The following is a 23,519-nucleotide window of genomic DNA, read 5'->3' on the forward strand; positions in this document are numbered from 1 at the left end:
AAGGGGGTTTTTCTTTATTTCTTCGTTGTCTTTTTCAAAAAGTGTTTTTTAAAATGATTTGTGATACTATCAAATGCCTCATCCACGGTACTTACAAATTCGAACAGTTTTAAATCCTCTTTGCATATCATTCCATGCTCAATCAACGCTTCAAAATTTATTAATTCGCGCCAATAATTTTCACCGAACAATATAACTTTAATTGGCTTTGTTACCTTTTTCGTCTGTATTAAGGTTAAGACTTCCATAAGTTCATCCATCGTGCCAAATCCACCAGGGAAAGCAACCAGCGCTTTAGCTTTGTATAGAAACCACAATTTGCGCATAAAAAAGTAGTGAAATTCGAATGCAAGATCTGGATCGACATATTTATTAACAAACTGTTCAAATGGAATTGAAATATTAAGTCCCACCGACTGGCCTTTAGCTAGAAATGCGCCTTTGTTAGCGGCTTCCATTATACCGGGGCCGCCGCCGCTGCAAATCATAAATCGCTTATAATCACCCGGGATTTGCTTAGTCCATTCGGTAAACTTTTTAGCCAGTTCAACTGCATCTTCATAATATTGAGACATTTCAAGATTCTTTAGTGCCTTTTCAAATTTGGCTTTACCTCTTGAACTCTTATCTTTTTTAGCTTCGTTCAATAATTTCAATGCTTCTTTTCTGGATTTAATTCTAGCAGACCCAAAAAACACAATAGTATCATATACTTTATGTTTTTCGAATCGGGATTTAGGTTCATAAAACTCTGAAAGAATGCGTACGGTTCTTGCTTCGGCGGATCCTAAAAACTCCAAATTCTTATAGGCTTTAACCGGTTTTTCAATTTTTTTCATAGTTCACCATTTAGCTTAAGGTAAGTTCTCATTGAGATAAAAAAACCCCTTGGAAGGGGTTTTTAATTTTATTTTGACTGCGCCGGTTGCTGAGTAGTGGTTGGTAATACTGGTTTTGCTGGTACTTGTTGACTGCCACTCTGAATTATACTCTCACGGGAATCGCTTGTTGATTGCCCCGGCAAAAAGAATAAATTAATAACGATAGCAAGAATCAGCAAAGATCCACCCAACCACCAAGTCGCCTTACTTAGAAAGTCGGCAGTTCTCCTGGTACCAAATACAGTACCAAATTGACCTGATCCACCAAATGAACCGGCTAATCCACCACCTTTACTTGATTGCAATAAAACCATTATTACAAGTAAAACCGCAACTATTATTGAAAGCATCATTAATATTGTATACATAATAACTCCATGACTTATAGTAGCGAGGGAGGGATTTGAACCCCCGACACGTGGATTATGATTCCACTGCTCTAACCGACTGAGCTACCTCGCCATCATTACTTAAAAAACGGACGGTAAATATAAACCATCAACTCTCAAACTTCAAGTTAATTGAATAAATGGGATTTTATTTCAATTTGGCCAGAATGTTCTTTTTGTACTCATCTTTAAAAATCCCGGTACCGGAATCTTTGTAAGTTTTAACCTGCAGCCCAAGAGCCTGAATACTCTTTTCTGTACTCGTAATTCTGGCAACCGGATCCGGGTGGGTCGATAAAAATGTTGCTAAACCTCCCCCACCACTCGATACTTTTCCATCATCCCTCATTTTTTCAAAGAAGAATTTTACACTTCCGGGATAAAACCTTGTGCTCGATAAATATTTAATTGAGAACTGATCACTTTCTTCTTCATTGGCTCTGCTATTAGCCAATAATGTTAAACCAGAAAATAGATTTGCCACAATTTCGGCTGTTTGAGAGGGATTGCTACCTAAAGCAAGCCCCAACAAAAATTGAATGCCGTATGCAGAAGTCATTCTTTGAGTGGCATGCCTTCTCTCAACGTGAGCAATTTCGTGCCCAATTACCCCCGCTAGCGCTGCTTCAGAATCCAGATATTTTAATATTCCGGTATAGAGATAAACGTATCCTCCCGGAACTGCGAATGCATTTAATGTAGTATCATTCTCAATTATTTCAAGTTGATAATTGTAGCTCGTCGATTTTTTAACTTCTGGTGAATTAAGAATTTCTCTAAATATCTTATTGTTGATATAATCTTTTACGTCTGGATTTTTAGTATAGATTGGGTACTCTTTAACATTTTTCCTCAACTCCTGATCAAACTGCTGTCCCATGGTTACTTCATCACGATCAGTAAAAATATTTAAACCAGCCGAGCATGCGGCAACTACTAAGACCAGTAAGAAGGATGAAAGCTTCCATTTTTTTAAGAACATGGTATCACCTTTAAATTATTGATTGAAATCTTTTCCTTAAAAGATAAATAAATATTGGCGCACCCAGCATTGCTGTAATTGCTCCTACCGGCATTTCGGATGGCGCTATTATAATTCTTGAAAGCGAATCAGCAAGTATCAAATAGGATGATCCTATAAAAAATGATGCGGGTAAAACCATTCTATTATCAACGCCTAAAAGCATCCGGCATATATGAGGAATTATTAGCCCCACAAATCCAATAATGCCGCTCACCGAGACAATAGCACCAATCATTAAACTTGTTAGCAGATAAATTATAATCTTCAATCGGTTTGTATTTAACCCAAGCTGTTTTGCCGAATCGTTTCCGAGACTTAATAAATTTAACTTGTAAGAATTAATTATAAGAAAAAATGAGATGCTAATGACTATCACAAATATAAATGGCAGCGATTCCTTTCTGGCTAAAGATAAATTTCCTATCAACCAGAAAACCGCCGTTCTTAGTGAATCATTTAATATTGTCATCATAAAAAGAATTGCCGCAGAAAAGAATGCTCCAATCATTACTCCGGAAAGAAGAAGTACATTAGGTTCAAGTTCTCCATATTTTTTACCAACAAGGAATACAAGCAGCATTACAATTAGAGTACCCCCAAATGCAAATAGTTGAGTGCCCCATATGGAAAATCCGAGCAGCATTGAAAGTACAGCGCCAAAAGTGCCGCCACTGGAAATTCCCAATATATATGGTTCGGCTAATGGATTTAAAAGTATTGCTTGAAATACCGCACCGGCAATTGATAGACCGCCCCCAACCAGCATTGCGTAAATTACTCGCGGTAAACGAATATCCAATATAATCTGTTCATTTGGTCCGCTCCCGGATCCAAATAAAATTTGAATAATTTCACTTAAGGAAACATTAGTAGAACCTGCGGATAATCCGATAAAAAAAACAATACACGATGAGATGAATAGTGATATTATTATGATAGTAAAATTTTTTCGATTTAATCGTTCAATTCTTTCCATAACAAATCCAATAGTTCAGGAATGCCATTCTGAGTCGCGGCTGAAAAAGAGATTAATTTACCTGAGTAACCTCTTATTTTTTTTGCAAGTAGTTTTTTTAATTCGGCTTTCTCAATTAGATCTGTTTTTGTTAATGCAACAATTTTTTTCTTCTTAGCAAGAATTTCCGAATAACTGTTGAGTTCATTTAAAAGTGTTTTATAATCGGCCACAAAATTTTCGGAGGAGCAATCAATTAGTATCAATAATATTTTTGTTCTTTCTATATGCCTCAAGAATTTTATACCTAATCCTTTGCCCTGATGTGCACCTTCAATTATTCCCGGGATGTCGGCAACGATAAAACTGCTGAAATCTTTATATTTGACAATACCAAGGTTAGGTTCAAGTGTTGTAAAGGGATAATCGGCAATTTTTGGTTTAGCCGCCGATATTGTTGATATAAGAGTTGATTTGCCCGCATTAGGGAATCCAACCAATCCAATATCTGCAATAAGTTTTAATTCAAGAATCAAATTGTATTCTTCTCCCGGTTTTCCACTTTCAGCGAACCTTGGAGTTTGTTTGGTAGGGGTAGCAAAATTACTATTTCCCTTACCCCCTTTTCCCCCTTTAGCTGCAACCGCTTCTTCACCATCCTCTTTTAAGTCGAATAGAATCTCCTCCGTCTCCGCATCTTTAACAATTGTACCAACCGGAACCTTTATAATTATATCTTCGCCGGTTTTACCATCTTTGAGAGATGTACCACCATTATCACCATTATCGGCAATAAATCTTCTCTTATACTGAAAATTAATTAGTGTATTAAGATTTCGGTCAGCTAAAAAAATAACATTACCACCGTTCCCACCATTACCTCCAGAAGGGCCCCCTTTGGGAATATATTTTTCACGGCGAAACGCAATAGCTCCATTGCCGCCATCTCCCGCTTTAATATATACTTTTGTATAATCTATAAACATTTAACTCTCAAATGATTGTGAAATAATGCCCCTAAAAATCTGAGCTTCCTTTGAATTTGTTGCCACGCCCCTTTTTTTGAGCGTTTCATTTATTACAAAATGGGCATCATCAACATTTTTACACGCTGAAATCTCCTCAATTGTTGTAGCGAAATCCTCAATATCGTAATCAAAAACTATTTCAATTATTTTCGTCATATCTTTCTGTTCGAGAAGATCGTTAATATCAATTTTATTTTTAGCTTCCATCTCAGGAGGAACCGAGCTGAAAAATGAATTTTGTTCAATTATAGCATTTTCCTCTTTATCATTAACTAATTCTGTATCCAAACTTTTAACCTCTTCATCATCTTCCAAATCAAATTCATTAATAAAACCAAGTTTTTCCTCTTCAATTTTTTGTATCTGCTCATAATCGCTTATATCAATTTCATCCTTAACTTCTGCCTGTTGATCAACTTCATTATTAACAATTTCTTCATCATTATCCTCTTTGCCAATTTCAAATTTAGGCAATGCATTATTTATCGTGGTTGGCAGATTGTCATTATTTTCTTCCACTTTTTCATCTTCAAACACAAATCCAAATGTATGAACATAATTTTCATCATTAATGTTTTCCCCTATTCCCTTAATCTCAATCAGATCATCTTTCGCGGGGACAACTAAATCTTCATTCTCATTATTAGTTTGTTCGGGTATCTCGAGATTTAAATCCTCTGCTGCGTCTTTAGCATTTTCAAGGGTATCTATTTCTTCATCAAGGAAATTGAAGTTGTAATCTGTCTCGACTGGCGTTACCAGCTCCTCAGATAATTCTGCTTTAACTACTTCTTCGAATGGTTGGGTATCTTCCTCTTTCTTTTCTTCTATTTCCAATAATAGATCACTGAGATCAAAAGAAGATTCGGCGAGAGGTTCTTTTATTGATAACTCCTCCTCAATTTCAGGTGCATTTGTTTCATCTTCATCAACCGGTTCATTCATTTCAACTGGTTCAGCTACAATATTTTCAACTTTATCTTCAAAACGTATCTCCTCTTGAGATTCGATTTCCGGAATACTCTCAGTTTTTTCTATCACAACAGAATTTAGGATTCTACTAATATCAGCAATCTTTAGTTTTATATTTTCATCATCTCCAAACACACTTTTGAGTTTTAGCGTATGTTTCTTCTGCCCCTTTTCCTCAAGAAATGTAATAATAGCGCCTAACGATATTTTGTTTTTTTGCACTTCCCCAATGTTTAAAAATTCAGCCATTGAATTCAGAGCGGAATGATAAACCGCATTCAAATAAGAATCGACAGCTAATAGATCACTTTTTATCAACAACTCCTCAAATTCGGTATCATTCATAGAAAGTATTTTTTTTGAATTAATATATTCTATTATAATTTTAACCGAATGTCGATAGTAATAAACATACTTGAGAATCTGCTTAATTTCATTAGTCGTTTTGTGATTGGATTCATCGAACACAAATTTTAATAAAGTCCAGCGGGGCTGAATAAGGTAATTAATTGTGAAAGAAGTGGCATGTAAAATTAGTTTTGCAACATATTCTTGTGTAAACCTTTTTGTTGATTTTACCTCATCGGCAATTAAATTGAAATAGCCGGTAATTTTTTCACCAGAATAATCGAATACCGACTTACGAAGTAATTTCTGGCGGTCCTCAAATATCAAATAATCTATTTCTGCCGAAATGTATTGAAGAATTGCGGGATGGAGGTCAACTTGAGATAATTGCTCGAATGTAAAATAGGGACCAAGCCGGTTTACTTTATTGAGGTTAAAATCGTATATAAATTTTATTTCGCGTTCGAACATTTCTACTTTCAATTATCGGATTGTCTTATACGAATAATACAAAAAAACGATTAAAAAAGCCCAATTCAATTATATTTGGTTCATAAGTGATCAGGTTAGAATTAGAACTGCTGTGTTTGGATTATTGATATTATATATCTTGAGAAAAGTATTTTAATCTGTCAATTTAATATTATTTATCATTGACAATCGTCATAACAAAAATGAGCAACTCGAATAACAGTTTTCCTATTTAGAATTCTTATTATTCTTTTGATAGTTATGCATAAACTTTCCAAATTTTTTATCCTTCTGCCTCTTTTCTAGATAGGACATTTCGAGATACAATGATTCTTTATAAATTTTAATGTAATTATTATATCGCTCTATAGTTAATTCTCCACTTTCTACAGCATTAAGAATTGCACACCCCTTTTCAACTGTGTGAGTACAATCTGAGAACCGGCACTCTTTCGAAAGCTCGCTAATTTCATTAAATGTATCATCAAGCCCAGAATCGGCTGACATAATACCAAGTTCACGCATTCCGGGACTATCGATTACTATCGCGCCATTGTCTAGCACTATTAATTCTCGTCTCGTAGTAGTATGTTTACCCCGTCCATCCTTTTCCCTAATTGGTTGGGTTTTATATAATTCTTCATTTATCAAATTATTCAATAATGTAGTTTTACCAACACCCGACGAGCCAAGTAAACAATAGGTTTCAGCAGAGTTAAAGTACATTTTAATATTTTCAATATCGGCTCTGCTGTTATTGCTGAATGCAACTATTTTAATATCAGCAAATATTTTATAGATATCATTTATCTTACTCTCAATTTCGTTGCTGCTTAAAAGATCACTTTTACTTAAAAATATTATGGGAGTAATATTCCCCTCATTTATCACTACTAAATAGCGTTCAAGTCTTCTCAAGTTAAAATTCGCATCGAGCGACTGCATAATAATTGCATAATCTACATTTGCACCCATCAACTGGTAATCTATATCCTTGCCAGAAGTCTTTCTTTTTAATAAAGTTTTGCGGGGAAATATATCACGAATTATAGCTAAGGTTTCCTCATCGAGTAATTGAATGTACACCCAATCGCCGACAGTTGGTAAATCCAGAGATGAATCGGTATTGAACAAAAATTTTCCGGTTAGTTCAGCGTAGATCTCACTTGTACCGTTTGATACCACAAAACTATTCTTGTTTACGCTGATTACTCTCGCTATTTGCAGATTATTTAATTTTTCAGTTTCAATTCTATCTTGAAACCATTTATCGAAGCCAAGTTTTTCTAAGTGATTCATACTATAAGAGATTTACTATTTTTTTCCCCGGTATCTATTATTTCTATTTCTAGAACTTTGTTCTCCGGAACTACTTCTCTTTTTAATATCTATTCTAGGTTTTCTAGGCAAATTTTTCTTCTGGTGAATTTCCGGAATAGGCACAAGCAAATTATCTTCAGGAAACACACACTCAATTTTTTTACCCAAATATTTTTCTAATCGGGAAATTTCATGCCCATCATTTTCATCGGCAAAACTTATAGAGATACCTTTTGCGCCGGCGCGTCCGGTTCTACCAATTCTATGTACATACTCCTCAACATCTTGCGGAATATTATAATTAATAACATGAGAAATTGCCTCAACATGAATTCCGCGAGAGGCAACATCGGTGGCAACAAGTACACGTACCTTCCCTTCACGAAAACTTTCGAGACGCTTAATACGCTGACTCTGTTCAACATCACCAGAAAGCAATGCGCATTTAATTCCATAAGCTTCAAAAGTATCTTTAACCCTTTTAGCTTCATACTTACGGTTTACGAAAACCAACACACGTTCAAGGTTTTTATTCATAATTAAATTATAAAGAAGAGTTGGTTTTTCTTTAATTGTAGTTATATATATAATTTGTTCAACTGCTTCAACAGTAATCTCTTCCGGTTTTACAATCACTTCAAAAGCATCCTTCGTCCACGATTCAGCAAGTCGTTTTACATCACCATTTAGTGTAGCACTGAAAAACATGGTTTGCCTTTTTGATTTCGGGGGAGTAGATGAAACAATTTTCTTAACAGCGGGAATAAATCCCATATCGAGCATACGGTCGGCTTCATCAATAATTAAGATTTCAATTTTTCCCAGATCAACTATATTTTTTTCCATAAAATCAATTAAACGCCCGGGGGTACAAATCAAAATATCAATCTCATTATTTCGCAAGATACTCTGTTGTTTCTGGTAGTCAACTCCTCCGAGTAGTGAAAGTATAGTGCATGGAATATATTTCCCGAGTCCTCTCGCGTCCTTTTCAATCTGCAGAACAAGTTCTCGTGTAGGGGCTAAAATTAACGCTCGCGGCACTCCATGCTTTCTCTTTTTATCTATTGGATTAGAAACAATATGATTAAATATTGTAATAAGGAACGCCGCGGTTTTTCCGGTTCCTGTTTGCGCTTGAGCTGTAACATCAAGTCCAGTTAATGATTTTGCTAGTGTTTCCTCTTGGACCTGTGTGCAGTATTTAAAGCCAAGATCGTACACAGCGTGTAAAATATTTTCAGAGATATTCAAATCATGAAACCGTGTTTTACCCGGCTCAGCCGGAACATTAAAAACAGATTTATCCCATGGTTCAGTAGAGATAACCTGATCCTGCTTATCAGTTTTCTTTCCGTTGAGTGCCCGTTTTTCATGCCGCTTCTGATATTCTTCTCTAGTTTCTTTTTTAAAAGGTCTACGCGCGGGTTTTGGTTTGTCTGTATTTACCTGCGAAGCTGCCAGCTGTTCCCCTTTCTCTTTTGAATAAACTTTTTTATTTCGTGGAACTGTGTGGCTCTCTTTTACTTTTGCTTCTGTTATTGATACAGTTGATTTTGGCTTTTTGCCAAAAATAGTTTTTAGTTTTGATGCGATTTTCTTTAACAAGTTATACTTCTTAGATTAATTAAATTTGTGGCAAATATACGATTTTAATTAGATAGGTGCGTTGGGCTGAATCTGATATTGATTCTAATTATTTTATTGGTAATAAGAGTGTATTATTCTTCCTCTAATCTTTCTTGCGCAGATTTTACGATTCCATTTGAATCCCAGTCATGTTTTCCCCAGTCCGTATACTGATTGATAGTAGGCTGATATGTTATAAAATATCTCGAAAGCAATATGTAATAGCGTTTTAACTTGAAATGACAATCCCCCACACAATTACAATAACCTGAATGGCTCTCCCGAATCCGACTACTGCCCGATCAAGGGACAGTACCATTTTGTAATATTCGTTATCAGAAAAAAAATCAGAAATTATTAAGGTAAAAACGCGTAATATTCATTAATTATTTTCATTTAAGCTTCACCATTCTTTATTTTCTAAGCAAAAGTATTATATTTGCCCCCAAAATGATCAATTTTGAGTCAAAGACACTCAATTCTTTGAAAATGAAAAGATTATGAAAAATTTAAGTAAAAATGCTTGGATGGTGACCGATCATTCTAACTACATATTAAATATTAAGCGCAAACAAAAATAAATATATAAGGAAGAGTTAACTATGAAAAATCTTTTAACATTACTAAAGGAGAAGAATATTATCCTACCCGATAATATTGCAGAATTATTATCGGATTCTAAAAGTTACACAGTCTTTAATACCAATGAAGAGTTGGCAGAAGCTTCTACAAACGGAAAAGAAAACTCCGAGTTCGAAGTAGCGTATGATGTACCGGGCAAAGGTAATTATGTTGAAGCAATTGTACAACGAGTTAAAAATGGGATTTCCGCTAACTATACAGAAGCATATATGCGCCGAAGGGATCCCGGAACAATGGTTATAGCCGATGACCATCCTACAGATAAAAAAAGGTTTTTGGAAAAATATGGTTACGAATTCTCAAAATTACAGATGGAAACATTCGATTGGTTAAAAAAACAAGATTTGGCGGTTTTCTTCTACTTTGCAGGAAGAGAAAATATCGGTTCTTTAGGAATTGCTATCGCACCGGCTAATGCGGCGTTTTTTGCTCTAGGATTATCAATGCTGCAAGAAATGGTAGCCATAGATGAATTGAAAGATAATGCAGAAATAAAATCGGTAATATTTGTAGCTCCAATTTTTAGGCATACTCATTTTAACGGTAAACAGGTTGTGGTTCATAACCGAACAGAATCGATACACGAATTGTATTCATATAATTTATATCCCGGACCTAGCGCCAAAAAAGGTCTTTACGGCGTTATGCTAACACAAGCCGAAAAAGAGGATTGGATAATTGCTCACTGTTCGGCCGTGCAATCTATAAGTCCTTATGATAATCTAACCACCTTCATGCATGAAGGCGCAAGCGGCGGCGGTAAAAGTGAAATGCATCAGCATATTATTAGAGAACCCGATGGACGGGTTCTTTTAGGACGAAATAGTGTAACTTCTGAAGAAAGATTTATTACAATTCCCCGTTTCTGTTCTTTCAATTCTGTTGCTGATGATATGGCTTTTTGCCATCCATCCGTTCAGAAAAAGGATGGTAAGCTTAGAATTATTGATGCTGAAAACGCGTGGTTTGTTAGGGTTGACAGTGTAAAAGAATATGGAGAAGATCCCACTCTCGAAAAACTAACAATTAACCCTTCCCTTCCATTACTGTTTTTAAATATCGAAACCCAACCCAATGCAACAGCATTAATTTGGAATCATATTCAGGATGAACCGGGGAAATCATGCCCCAATCCTAGAGTAATTATTCCCCGAAGATCAGTCCCTAATGTTGTTAAAAAACCTGTATCGGTTGATATTAGAAGTTTCGGAATTCGTACACCAATCTGTACCAAAGAAAATCCATCATACGGTATTGTTGGCTTGTTCCATATATTACCCCCAGCACTTGCTTGGTTGTGGAGGTTAGTTGCTCCGCGCGGACACAATAATCCAAGTATTGTAAGTACGGGAGGAATGGAAAGTGAGGGGGTTGGATCTTACTGGCCATTTGCCACAGGTAAACGGGTTCCACATGCCAATATGCTTCTCAAACAGTTAATTGATACGCCAAGAACAACCTTCACATTAGTACCAAACCAAAGTATTGGCGTTTGGAAAGTTGGGTTCAAACCTCAACTTTTAATGAGAGAATATCTTACACGCAGAGGTGCCGCCCGTCTCCGAACTGATCAGTATCAGCCGGCACGCTGCCCTTTATTAGGTTATGAGTTGAATTATCTTACTATTGAAGGTTCAAAAATTCCTTCAAGATTTTTGAAAGTTTATAACCAAACTGAAGTTGGATTTGAAGGTTATGACGCCGGCGCAGAAATACTGAAAGCTTTCTTTAAATCCGAATTGCAGAAATACTTAAAAGAAGATTTGCTGCATACAGGTAAACGCATTATTGATGCATGTCTATCGAATGCAACAATTGATGAATATAATGAAATCGTGCCTATGAGCTACCAATATGAATATTCCTTTAACAGAATTGATGATTATGAACATAATAATGTTTTGTAAAATTAGAATTACATTATTTAGATAATACCGGCTCCCAATAGTAATGAAAAAAGAAGAAGGAATATTGCAACGGTAACTTGCAGCGTTTTTATTGTCATTTTCTTTAGAAGTTTATTACCAAAGAACGCACCTATAAATGCTGAAAGAGTAGCCGTTACAATTAATGCATAATCGATATTACTGCCTATCAATAAAATATCTTTCATGTATACAGATAATCTTGATATGTCAATCATAACGGAAATTATTACTCCTGTTGCAATAAACTCTTCTTTCGTCAAATTTAGTTTTATTAAAAACGCCGATCTCAGCGCACCCTGGTTACCTGAAAGTCCGCCGAAGAAGCCGCTGAGAATTCCACCAATCGGTAAATATTTTTTATCAAAATTTATTCTCGTGAAAAACGGGATAATATCGAATAACGCAAAAAATGCCAATAAAACCGATATTAACAATTTAACCGGCATAATTACAAATTCTGAACCGAATGCAGAATAGGTAATTATTGGTTTCATTTCTGTAACTAGTGTTAATATTAAAGCTCCAAAAAAAGAAAATAGAATTGCCGGCACACCGAATTTTAGAGTTATGGATTTATTAATATTTTTACCGACAAGAAATAGTTTGAATATGTTGTTTAAAAAATGAACTATGGCAGTAAGCGTAATAGCATATTGAATTGGAAAAAATAGCGCAAACACTGGAACGAGTATTGTCCCAAGTCCAAATCCAGAGAAAAAAGTAAGAGCCGAAGCAATTAACGCGACTAAAGAGACTACTACATATTCAACCATATTTATAATTTTCTTTGGCTTTTACCGTTAATAATTATCCGCCAAAATTATATTATTGAAAAGGTTATACGGCAAAAAATAATTTCTAAAAATCAAAAAGGTCCCCTAAAAAACCCTCACGTTTCTTTTTCTTATATCCATACTTATTATAATCATCATCATAGCTTTTGTTATATGACTCCCTTTGTTGATTATTAACAGGTAGTGATTGGGCTGATTTATCGATGATTTTATCAAGTTCACCTCTATCAAGCCACACTCCTCGGCATTCAGGACAATAATCAATTTCAATTCCCTGGCGGTCTGAAATAACCAACTTAACCTCTTTACAAACTGGACAATTCATACTAACTCCTTTTCATTTTATTAAAAATTATCTAATACAAACTTCATAAAAGATACAAATGTTTTTTAAACTAAACTTGGTTTAAAACAAAGAAATAATCTCTTTATTGTGGCACGAAGATGTGAAAAAATTATATTAAATCAAATAATGCAGGTAGAAAGGGTTCTTCGAGACCACTCATCATACTTCCCCTTAATACAATTAGGAGGATATTACGAAAACAATTATTCCAACTGTGTATCTACTGAGTACTAAAATTGAGGATATTTTTGCTTCCTCCTATTTACTGAATCCACCAAATACAAGAGAAATAACCGCAGAAGAGATTGTAAGAATAAAACCGGTAAAGCATAATTTCTTGAATATCACACTTATAAATAAATTGAGGCGAACGATTATAAAATCAATTTCAGATCAAAAGCAAAAAAACTAAACCTGTTATAAAGATGACAATTTTGATCCCTAAAAATATCCGATCTATTTTCTTAACTCGGTTAACTGATTTTTGATTATCCTCTTTTACAATCCCGGCGGTATATATTGTTGCCATAATAGCAATTATAATAGTTAGGTAAGCTAGAACATAAATCTTATCGAGGAGTACCAAATAACTAACAGCGGGTAGGGAATCGGAATAATTTTGTTGAAGGAATACAGCTGTAAGCAGTGTGGTAATTGGCAGTAGAATGCGGGAATCTACTCTTCTTGGATCAAGTAGAAGCGCACCCCAGCTTGCGAGCAGAACAATTATTAGAGGTAGAAGTAATTTCCATATAAAGTAGTTTGCAGGCCGTGAAACCTTAAGTTCAAAACGCAATGCGGAGTAATTTGAAATTTTCTTATCTGCATCCGGATCACCAAAGTTTGTTGAATAGGTATGTGTAGAGCCTGAAATTTGATAATTCTTAAATTCCCATCCTGGTATTTCAAGATCTGTCGCATATCCAGATTCGAGAGTATCGGCATAATATATTATTTCATCGGTTGTATGAACAGAATTTTCTATTATCACACCAAGTCTTTGCTCATCAAGTGGAAAACGCTCAAATCTAAAATTCTCCCTGAACCTTCCTTCAACTCTTATAGCTTGATAAAAACTACTATCAGCCAACATTTTGGGGACATCATAGACGTTTACTTTTGTCATCCCCCAATCTTCAACGCCATTCATAAATTCAACTTTTTCAGTTGGATCAATATCACCTTTCCAAATAAACCAAACATAAAAGTCCATGTAAAAAGTATTGCTCGCCGGGTCTAATTCATAAATATTCTGGGCGTAAAATCCCACCTTAACTTTTTGTGGAATAGGATTAGATTCCACAATGCTTTGATAATTTTGATTTTGAATTCCTTTTTGTGTGTTCAAACTATCTTTTGATGCCGCCTCTAGAATTGTAAAGCAGAAAAGAAAAGTAATTATATAAACCAGATTGAAAAATTTTGGTGGGTAATAGGGAAATAAATCGATAGTCTTTATCATTCTATGCCCGAATTGAAATTCAGAGATAACATCTTTAGTGTGGTGCGAAAATGTGAAAAAATTATATTAAATCAAATAAAATGAATGGATGTTTCTTTACTACTATTTTAGGAACACTTTATAATAAAGAAACGCCCCATAGGGGGCGTTGGTAAGTAGAATTTAAGTTTATTATGAGAATTCTTTAAGAACTATAGTGTCTAATATGAAGTATTTCAAATTAACTATTTCACTTTTGCCATAAAGTATTCTCTATTCATTCGGGCAATATTTTTAACCGAGATACCTTTTGGGCATTCGGCTTCACACGCGTAAGTATTTGAACAGCTTCCAAAACCCATTTCATCCATAACCTTTACCATTGCCTCAACTCGCTGATAACGTTCCGGTTTTCCTTGCGGAAGAAGAGCAAATTGAGAAACCTTAGCGCTAACAAACAACATTGCTGAAGCGTTTTTACACGCTGCAACACAAGCCCCGCATCCAATGCATGCGGCGGCATCCATTGCTTCCGACGCAATATCTTTATGAATTGGAATTGCGTTTCCATCGGGCACACTGCCTGTATTAACAGAAATAAATCCTCCGGCCTGCTGAATTTTGTCAAGCGCGGTTCTATCGACGATTAAATCCTTTATAATTGGAAATGCCTTTGCGCGGAATGGCTCAATCCAAATTGTCTCGCCATCTTTAAAGTTACGCATGTGAAGCTGGCATGTTGCAATTTTAGGAACAGGTCCGTGCGGTTGACCCTGTATTACTAAATCGCAGGTTCCGCAAATACCCTCACGGCAATCGCTTTCAAAAGCAACGGGTTCAAGATTTTTACTTTCTAATTCATTATTCAGATCATCCAGCATTTCAAGAAAAGATGAATCTGGAGAGACACTAATTTTATATTCAACAAAACTTCCAGGCGAGTTAATGCTTTTTTGCCGCCAAATTTTTAGAGTCAGATTCAATTTATTTGCGCTCATTATTTATAACTCCTTTGCGCTAGTTTTACATTTTCAAATTCAAGGTTTTCTTTGTGAAGATTCCATTTACCCGCATTCTCAAATTCCCAGGCAGCTACGTAAGTATAATTTTCATCGTCACGTTTAGCTTCCCCCTCTTCTGTTTGATATTCTTCTCTAAAATGACCGCCGCACGATTCATTTCTATCGAGAGCGTCAACAGCCATTAATTCACCAAGCTCAAGAAAATCGGCAACACGAAGCGCGCGTTCGAGGCATTGATTAACATCATTATTTTCTCCAACCACATTCACATCTTTCCAGAAATCCTCTCGAATCGCTTTTATTTCCTGAATAGCTTCTTTCAATCCCTTTTCATTTCTAGCCATTCCAACTTTATTCCACATTACTCTGCCAAGCTTTTTATGAATCTCATCAACCGTTTTCTTTCCTTTAATTGAGAGAAGTTTTTTCGTGTTTTCTTCCGCTTCATTTTTAACTTTATCAAATTCAGGATGATCTGTTTTAACCAAACTAGGTTTATCACCGGCTAGATAGTTTCCGATAGTGTATGGAATTACAAAATAGCCATCCGCTAAACCCTGCATTAATGCGCTTGCTCCAAGCCGGTTTGCACCATGATCGGAAAAGTTGGCCTCACCAGCAACAAATAAGCCTGGAATTGTGCTCATCAAATTATAATCTACCCATAATCCTCCCATAGTATAATGGGGTGCGGGATATATTTTCATTGGCACTTGATAAGGATTTTCCCCCGTAATAGTTTGATAGATCTCAAATAAGTTGCCGTAACGTTCTTCAATTAATTTTTGACCAAGCCGATTAATAGCATCTTTAAAATCGAGATAAACAGCTTCCTGTCCTTGAGCGCCGCGACCATCATCAAACGCTTCTTTTGCCGCACGGGATGAAATATCGCGAGGTGAAAGATTTCCATAAGTAGGATATTTTCTTTCGAGATAATAATCTCTTTCCTCTTCAGGAATATCATTCGGCTTACGCATATCATTTTTAATTTTTGAAACCCATATTCTGCCATCATTACGAAGACTCTCACTCATTAAAGTAAGTTTAGATTGGTTTTCACCATGAACTGGAAGACATGTAGGATGTATTTGTGTATAGCATGGATTTGCAAAAGCGGCACCTCTTCGATGAGCGCGCCATATAGCGGTAGTATTGCACAACATTGCGTTGGTTGATAAGAAGAAAACGTTAGCGTATCCACCCGTGGCAAGTATAACCGCATGTGCTGAGTGCTTCTCAATTTCTCCTGTTAACAAATTCCTAACAACTATTCCTTTAGCAACGCCATCCACTACAACTAAATCAAGCATTTCTCTTCTGTTGAATAACTTAACTTTGCCTGTATTTATCTGACGATTCATTGCACTATAAGCACCAAGTAACAATTGCTGTCCTGTTTGTCCTTTAGCGTAAAAAGTTCTCGAAACAAGCGCGCCGCCGAATGAGCGGTTATCGAGCAATCCCCCATACTCACGTGCAAATGGAACACCTTGTGCGACGCATTGATCAATAATATTATTGCTAACTTCTGCCAGTCTATAAACATTAGCCTCGCGGGCGCGGAAATCGCCCCCTTTAACGGTATCATAAAATAATCTATATACGGAATCGCCATCATTCTGATAATTTTTTGCGGCATTAATTCCACCCTGCGCGGCAATACTATGAGCGCGGCGGGGACTATCGTGATAAGTAAATGCTTTTACATTGTAGCCCAGTTCTCCCAAACTTGCGGCGGCAGAAGCTCCTGCTAATCCAGTGCCTACAACTATTATATCAAATTTTCTTTTATTTGCCGGATTCACAAGTTTCATATTGAACTTATGATTTGTCCATTTATCTTGAATTGGCCCTTCCGGAATTTTAGAATCTAATTTTATCATTAGTTACCTCCGAAGAAAAATAAAAAGTAAACCGGAATTGAAGCGAACAATAAAGCAACCAAAACCGAATATACAGTTCCAATAATTTTAATTATGGGAAAGTATTTATTGTTATTCCAGCCAAATGTTTGAAACGCGCTTTGGAAACCATGATTAAGATGAAATCCCAGAACGAACATCGAGAGTATATAGAAGCTCGCATAAATGGGATTTTGAAATGCCGCTGATACTGTTTCGTAGTAAGTATGATTTTCATGTATCTGCGCATCAAAATTAAATGATACCCACATTGTTCTTAAATGAACTACCAGAAATATTAGAATAATTGAACCGGAGTGAATCATTGTTCTTGAAAATATTGTGGAGTTTTTTGAAGCCCCGCTGATTGTATATTCAACCGGACGAGCTTTTTTATTTTCCAAATACAGTTTGAAGCCGTTAAAAATGTGAAGAATAAAAATAGTCGCTAAAATAACTTCAATAATACGGATTAAAGGTTTAATACCATCTAAACTTTTTACAACAGTATTAAATACATCCGGACCGGCAAACAGTGTAAGATTATTGAACAAATGTATTTTTAAAAACAAAATCAGACAAATGCCGGTTATTGCCATAACCAACTTTTTGCCGATTGATGAATTGATACTTTTCCAAAACCAGCTCATTAAATTTCTCCTATTTTAGATGGATTTTAGGAAATGATAAAAGATTTGCTTCATGAATTAGATTTTTTATTATTCTAGTCAAAGTGAAGTTTATCATATTATGTGACTTAAATTAAGTGTATTAATGATTTATTTCAAAGAATAAATTTGAAATATGCCGAAAATGTTCATGTAACTCTAATCACTAATAAATCCTTTTTCAATTATCAAATTTATTTGATACTTTTCCATCAGTTCTTTAAAATTATTTGCGGTGTCGTTCAGACTCAATAGGGAAACCGGTTAAAATCCGGTGCTGACGCGCAACTGTAAGAAACGAAAAAAGTCGTTTAACACAAAGCCACTGAAAAGCAGTGTAGAGTTTAGAGTGAAGAATATAGAGTAAAAGCTATATACTCTACACTCATTACTCAATACTCATCACTCGATACTCAATACTCTACACTCGAATCGGGAAGGCGTTTTACGATGTTTCAAGCCAGGAGACCTGCCGTAAATATCATTAATCAATAGCCGAAAATCGGCAAACCTTCGCGGGAGAGGTTTTGATGATCTTTACATCATTCCAATTTATTTACTGCCCACGAAGTTATTCTTCTAATATTTATTCATAGGAGTAACTTCAATGAAAATACTATTTTCATTTCTATTAATTCTAATTTTTAATCTGCGGTTATATTCTCAGGATACACTTAAGGCTACTCTCGAAAATGTAATTGTAACCGCCACAAAAACAGAAAGCCAGTATTTATCTATCGCCAGCTCTGTTACAGTAATTGATTCCAAAGAAATTTTAACAAGCGGGAAAAGTTCGGTTGCCGAAATACTTCGCACTGTTCCCGGGATCAATGTTATACAGCAAGGCGGATTAGGGAAGTTAACCCGTGTATTTATGCGGGGGGCAAATTCCGAGCATACTTTAGTTATTATTGATGGAGTAAAAGTAAATGATCCCTCCTCTCCAAATAACGCATTCGATTTTGGGACAATGAATACTTATGATATCGATAAAATTGAAATTGTTAGAGGTGCACAAAGCACATTATATGGTTCTGACGCAATAGCGGGAGTTATTAATATTATTACTAAAAACGGATCAGAAAAACCGGGATATTATGCTTCCATTGAGGGAGGTTCAAACACTTTTTATAAAGGTATTTTGAGTGCTTCGGGAAGTTATAATTCCATTTCATATAATATTTCTTCAACACGATTAAGTACCGAGGGAATATCAGCCGCTAATAGTATTTATGGGAATAGTGAAAAAGACAATTTTATTACAAATGCTTTAACTTCTAATATCGCAATTAATATAGTGCCTCAATTAAAAATTGGACTACAATATAAATTTTCATATTCAGAAGCAGGATTGGATCAAAGTGAAAAACTCGGTGATGATCCAAATTTTAATTACAAGACTGAAGAACAATTGCTAAAATTTGATGCATCTGCTGAACTGTTGAATGGTATTTGGAAACCGCAATTTTCGGCATCCGTTACTAAACGCTACAGTCGTTCGTTGGATGAACCTGATATAGTAAGGCCAAATGATTATCTCGATAATTATGCTCGCGGTAATAGGATAAAATTTGATTTCCAGAATAATTTCAATCTAGGCAAAATGAATCTATTGACTATTGGTTTAGAAAGTCAGACTGAAAAAGCTCACACAAGTTATAATTCAACAAGTTTGTGGGGTCCTTACGAAAGTGTTTTTCCGGAGGAATCTATGAGGACGCTTGGAATATATGTCCAAAACCAATTAAATGTCAGCAATCAATTTTTTGTTACTGCAGGTTTCCGCTATGACGATAATCAGAAATTCGGAAATATCATCACATACCGAATAGCTCCATCATACTATGTCAGTTCTACAAATACAAAACTAAAGTTTACCTACGGCACAGGATTTAAAGCTCCTTCATTATTTTACTTATTTGATCCGATGTTCGGCAATCGTGATTTAAAACCGGAGAAGAGCAATGGTTATGATTTTGGAATTGAACAATTTTTTGCATCGGGTAAATATTCTTTCGGTGTGAATTACTTCTCTCTCAAACTAAAAAACATGTTTGGGTTCGATGCTAATTATAAAACAGTAAATATTGCCGAAGCTTCATCAAATGGATTGGAGTTTTTCTTATCATTAAAAAATGTTAGAGGACTAAATATTACGTCATCATATACATATAATAAATCAAAGGATGAGCACTCCCTAAGCTCCGATTATAATCAGCAATTATTAAGAAGACCCAAGCATCAATTCTCAATTTCAACATATTATATTTTTAATATTGACCTCTCTGTCGGAACAGAATATAGATTTGTTGGAGAACGTGACGATAAAGATTTCTCAGCATTTCCCGCCGCACGTGTTACTATGCCAAGTTATAGTATTTTAGATTTATCGGCTCGTTATAAAATATTTAATAATATTTCATTAAACGCACGCATCGAAAATTTATTTAATAAAGAATATGAAGAAGTGCTTTTTTACGGGACTTTAAAGAGAACTTTTTACGCAGGAGTTAGTTATTCACTATAAAAGAATCGCATTTGATTTACGACTTTTCACATTCTGCTCAATCTCTGCGTGAACTTTGAGAACTCTGCGTTTAGGTATTAACGCAGAGTTCTCATTATTAAGTTACTCCGCCATTATTTCACATCCACCTTCAGTAATTGGTTTGCTTCTCTCAGCTTCCACTCTACTATTCTTCTTAAAAGCGGAAGTTTATCGAAGGCACTGTTTTCTTGAATCAAAGCATAATAATTTTCGAATGTAGTTTGTGGGTCATCCAGATAAAGAGAAACCAAAGCATTAGTATAGTGAAACTCTTCCAATGGAATTTGTTTTTTTAAGTTGGGATTAGCGACAAGAAGTTCTGAGATTTTTAGGCACGTTGCTTTTGCTTCATTGAGTTCATTATTAAGTAAATAATTGCTAGCCAGCTTAATTAATAACTTTGCCTGAGTAGGGGCATCTTTAGCCGAATATTTAATAAAATCATCCGCATCTTTTTTAACCGATTGAATCTGCAGAAAGTTAGTTTGGTTAATTTTTTCGAGCATTGTCATATTCAGGTATTCGCGTCTCAGGTAGAATGAATCGGGATACTGTTCAATAATTTCTTTATAATGATATTTTCTGGGATCATCAATTTGAAGCGCCTTATAAACATCGGTATAAAGTTTTTGCACTTCATAATTATTGAAGTTGTTATCAAGAAGGTATTTCGATAATCCAAACGTAAGCCGTAAATTTTTTGTTGTAGTGTTATGATAAAGCGCGGTTTCGTAAATATCTTTAGCACTAGGTTTTGCACTCCGTACAAAATCAAATATGAATAAATTCTTATTTAATGTATCAAACTTTTCATCGAATTTGTAAATAAGCTGAGAAGTATTCCCCACATAAAATGATTTTGGAGCTAAGAATTCTAACCGTGGATGAAATTCAGAATTTATTTCCTTTGCATCTGCGGCAAGAAAAATTCCCCTGCGTGATAATGACTGACTTGTCAATAAAGTCAGAGTATTGTTAACCCCTATACTTGCCAAATCTTTTTTAACTGAAGGAATATTTATCTTCTTATCAATATTTGTAAAATTGGGAGTGAACTGATTTTTAAACCCAACTATAATTAAATCGGTACTAACACCCTGCCAGACTGTAGAATTTGGGAATACAGATCGAAATGTATTTAATACAAGTTTCACAATTTGGTCATCCGATTCATACATATGGAACCACTGAACCATAATTCCATTATCGGCCAATTTTGATTTACATAGATTGAAATACTCTACTGAAAACAAATTACCGATACCGGCTATCCAAGGATTTGAAGGTTCCGAAATTATTACATCATATTTTTCTTTAGATAGTTTGAGCAGAGTTAACGCGTCTTCATTATATAGATTTAGCTTGTCATTATTTAAACAATCACCATTTTCCTCTTTAAAATATTTACCCGCCTCAATAACTTCGACCGATATTTCCGCGCAGTCAACTTTGTTTATAGGGTGAGTTAATACAGAACCAATAGTTGCTCCGCTGCCAAATCCTACGACAAATACATTTTTAGGATTTTCATGGAGGATCATGGGAATTTGCGCAATAAGCTTTTGAGTAGGCATATCGGTTACACTGCTGGCGTCCGGTTTGCCATTTATTACGAGTCGTTTTTGGATCAATGGAGGAGGGGTAAGTGTTACAGCCACGTTAGCATTTGTTCCCTCTTTGTAAAATAGAACTTTATAATTGGCAACATAATTTTTGTAGTCGGCATAACTTGGAGGAGCATCCTCTTTTAGCGCTCTAAACACACCTCCTATTGAAATGTTAACATCCCATGCCGGTGACATAAAAACATATAGAATATAAATAGCAACCGCAGATATTACATAACCTATTTTCTTTTGAATCATAATAGATTTGTATGACATTGTAATTATAATTGCGGCAAATAAATTTATCGCTATTCCTATCTCAAACGTGGATTTAATTCCGAACATAGGTATAAAAACCAACCCTGTTAGTACAACTCCCGCAACAGTTCCTAAAGTATTAACTGAAAATACAGTCCCAACTGTTTTTCCGATCAATCTATTTTTTGCCGCAATTATATCCACAATTGCAGGCAACGTCATTCCCATAAAAATTGTTGGGATAACCAGTACCAAAAAACAGAGTGAAAACTGAACAACAAGAAATAGTGAAAAAGTTGTATCGTTTTTAGTGAATAGAGACGCTAATTGCCAAAGTATATATGCAAATCGTTCATAAAATATTAGGATTAACCCGGTACTTGTGGCAATTAAAACCTGCAACAGTGCTACCATCTTTATTTTATTAAATCTCATAAAAAATTTAAGTGTGATTAAAAAGCTCCCAATTGTAATTCCACTTATAAAAGCGATCAACATCAGAGAAAATGCGTAGGTTGAAGAACCGAATATTGTAATGAATAATCTTGTCCATACCATTTCATATAGTAAAGCTGCCATTCCGGATAAACCAGCTGCAATAATCAATATTGTACCAATCAAACTTGAATCTCCTGATTGAGCGGTTTCTGTCTCTTCGATAATTAGCTCATCTGATTTTTCATCTAACAACTTATCAGTCGCAGTATTAAACTTTGAAATTAACAATGCAAATAAACCCACAAAAATATTAACTATAGCCGCGGCAATTATTGTCGGCTGTAATCCAAACCCCGGTATTAATTGAAATCCCGCAATCAGTATTCCCCACACGGCACCAAATGAATTTAAAAAATATAATGTAGCTACATCCTTCCTCGTATTATTAAGGTTTTCTACAAAATATTTACTTAGAATTGGAAGAGTACCTCCCATTGCAATAGTTGGTAGAAGCAAAAGAGTAGCACTTGATACGAACCTCAAAAAATTGAAGACAAAATTTCTTCCATCATAGTTGTAGTTCGACGCGGTTGAAATAAATACATCTCCCCAAAATGAAGTTATAAATGGATATAGAATACAGTATAGCCCAATAAATAGTTCAAGAATAGCATATGCCATTAAATGATTCTTGTAGTAATCAGCTTTCCTCCCAAAGAAATAATTGCCAAGTGCTAATCCACCTAAAAAAGTTGAGAGAACGATCATTTGAGCGTAGGTTGTGTTACCGAGAAATAACGCTAAATATTTGAACCAAACAATTTGATAGACTAATCCGGTAGCTCCAGTCATTACAAAAAATAGAGCTATGATAGTTTTGGTTAGACTTCGATCGGATGTTTTCAT

17 protein-coding genes, 1 tRNA gene and 1 riboswitch are annotated in these 23,519 nt (G+C 35.2%); of the genes, 2 read left to right on the top strand and 16 right to left on the bottom strand.

The annotated features are described in order from the left end of the window. Positions 1 to 14: 14 nt before the first annotated feature. The 9 genes from KF816_14140 to KF816_14180 form a co-directional block, all read right to left on the bottom strand. Positions 15 to 839 (bottom strand): TIGR00730 family Rossman fold protein, encoded by an 825-nt coding sequence (locus tag KF816_14140; GenBank protein MBX3009156.1) that lies wholly within the window; start codon positions 837 to 839, stop codon positions 15 to 17. 68 nt (positions 840 to 907) lie between these two features. Next, positions 908 to 1,249, bottom strand: a complete 342-nt coding sequence (gene secG / locus KF816_14145) for a preprotein translocase subunit SecG (protein ID MBX3009157.1) — start codon at positions 1,247 to 1,249, stop codon at positions 908 to 910. A 20-nt stretch (positions 1,250 to 1,269) separates the two neighbouring features. Beyond that, a tRNA-Met gene (locus tag KF816_14150) sits at positions 1,270 to 1,343 on the bottom strand. Positions 1,344 to 1,418: 75 nt separating this feature from the next. Then, a complete protein-coding gene (locus tag KF816_14155) occupies positions 1,419 to 2,252 on the bottom strand; it encodes a M48 family metalloprotease (protein ID MBX3009158.1) in 834 nt (277 codons plus the stop codon). Positions 2,253 to 2,262: 10 nt separating this feature from the next. After that, positions 2,263 to 3,270 carry an iron ABC transporter permease gene (locus tag KF816_14160; protein MBX3009159.1) on the bottom strand — a complete coding sequence of 336 codons (1,008 nt, stop codon included), beginning with the start codon at positions 3,268 to 3,270 and terminating at the stop codon, positions 2,263 to 2,265. After that, the gene (gene obgE / locus KF816_14165; GenBank protein MBX3009160.1) at positions 3,249 to 4,235 is read right to left on the bottom strand and encodes a GTPase ObgE; all 987 of its coding nucleotides are present in this window, start codon (positions 4,233 to 4,235) and stop codon (positions 3,249 to 3,251) included. Before obgE ends, KF816_14160 begins: the two co-directional genes overlap by 22 nt. After that, positions 4,236 to 6,068, bottom strand: a complete 1,833-nt coding sequence (locus KF816_14170) for a hypothetical protein (protein MBX3009161.1) — start codon at positions 6,066 to 6,068, stop codon at positions 4,236 to 4,238. A gap of 228 nt (positions 6,069 to 6,296) precedes the next feature. Beyond that, a complete protein-coding gene (gene rsgA / locus KF816_14175; GenBank protein MBX3009162.1) occupies positions 6,297 to 7,367 on the bottom strand; it encodes a ribosome small subunit-dependent GTPase A in 1,071 nt (356 codons plus the stop codon). A gap of 15 nt (positions 7,368 to 7,382) precedes the next feature. Next, entirely contained in the window at positions 7,383 to 8,996 is a 1,614-nt protein-coding gene (locus KF816_14180) for a DEAD/DEAH box helicase (GenBank protein MBX3009163.1), read from the bottom strand. Between the two features lie 623 nt (positions 8,997 to 9,619). On the opposite strand from KF816_14180, the gene KF816_14185 reads away from it, so the two are divergent. Beyond that, a complete protein-coding gene (locus KF816_14185; protein ID MBX3009164.1) occupies positions 9,620 to 11,566 on the top strand; it encodes a DUF4914 family protein in 1,947 nt (648 codons plus the stop codon). 17 nt (positions 11,567 to 11,583) lie between these two features. Here the strand turns inward: KF816_14185 and KF816_14190 are convergent, their stop codons facing one another. The 6 genes from KF816_14190 to KF816_14215 form a co-directional block, all read right to left on the bottom strand. Then, positions 11,584 to 12,360 carry a sulfite exporter TauE/SafE family protein gene (locus KF816_14190; GenBank protein ID MBX3009165.1) on the bottom strand — a complete coding sequence of 259 codons (777 nt, stop codon included), beginning with the start codon at positions 12,358 to 12,360 and terminating at the stop codon, positions 11,584 to 11,586. An 85-nt stretch (positions 12,361 to 12,445) separates the two neighbouring features. Then, entirely contained in the window at positions 12,446 to 12,706 is a 261-nt protein-coding gene (locus tag KF816_14195; protein MBX3009166.1) for a zf-TFIIB domain-containing protein, read from the bottom strand. A gap of 409 nt (positions 12,707 to 13,115) precedes the next feature. Further along, entirely contained in the window at positions 13,116 to 14,189 is a 1,074-nt protein-coding gene (locus KF816_14200) for a hypothetical protein (GenBank protein ID MBX3009167.1), read from the bottom strand. A 224-nt stretch (positions 14,190 to 14,413) separates the two neighbouring features. Next, positions 14,414 to 15,166, bottom strand: a complete 753-nt coding sequence (locus KF816_14205; protein ID MBX3009168.1) for a succinate dehydrogenase/fumarate reductase iron-sulfur subunit — start codon at positions 15,164 to 15,166, stop codon at positions 14,414 to 14,416. Continuing rightward, positions 15,166 to 17,076: a fumarate reductase/succinate dehydrogenase flavoprotein subunit gene (locus KF816_14210; protein MBX3009169.1), complete on the bottom strand. Its 1,911-nt coding sequence runs from the start codon at positions 17,074 to 17,076 to the stop codon at positions 15,166 to 15,168. Before KF816_14210 ends, KF816_14205 begins: the two co-directional genes overlap by 1 nt. After that, positions 17,076 to 17,744: a succinate dehydrogenase cytochrome b subunit gene (locus tag KF816_14215; GenBank protein MBX3009170.1), complete on the bottom strand. Its 669-nt coding sequence runs from the start codon at positions 17,742 to 17,744 to the stop codon at positions 17,076 to 17,078. Before KF816_14215 ends, KF816_14210 begins: the two co-directional genes overlap by 1 nt. 234 nt (positions 17,745 to 17,978) lie before the next feature. After that, positions 17,979 to 18,254, top strand: a riboswitch (cobalamin riboswitch). 115 nt (positions 18,255 to 18,369) lie between these two features. Between KF816_14215 and KF816_14220 the strand changes: the two genes are divergently transcribed. Continuing rightward, a complete protein-coding gene (locus KF816_14220) occupies positions 18,370 to 20,289 on the top strand; it encodes a TonB-dependent receptor (protein MBX3009171.1) in 1,920 nt (639 codons plus the stop codon). A gap of 113 nt (positions 20,290 to 20,402) precedes the next feature. Here the strand turns inward: KF816_14220 and KF816_14225 are convergent, their stop codons facing one another. Further along, on the bottom strand, positions 20,403 to 23,519 hold the full coding sequence (locus KF816_14225) for a fused MFS/spermidine synthase (protein ID MBX3009172.1): 3,117 nt from the start codon (positions 23,517 to 23,519) through the stop codon (positions 20,403 to 20,405).

The sequence above is a fragment of the Melioribacteraceae bacterium genome, from assembly GCA_019638015.1.
Taxonomy (GTDB): Bacteria; Bacteroidota; Ignavibacteria; order Ignavibacteriales; family Melioribacteraceae; genus JAHBUP01.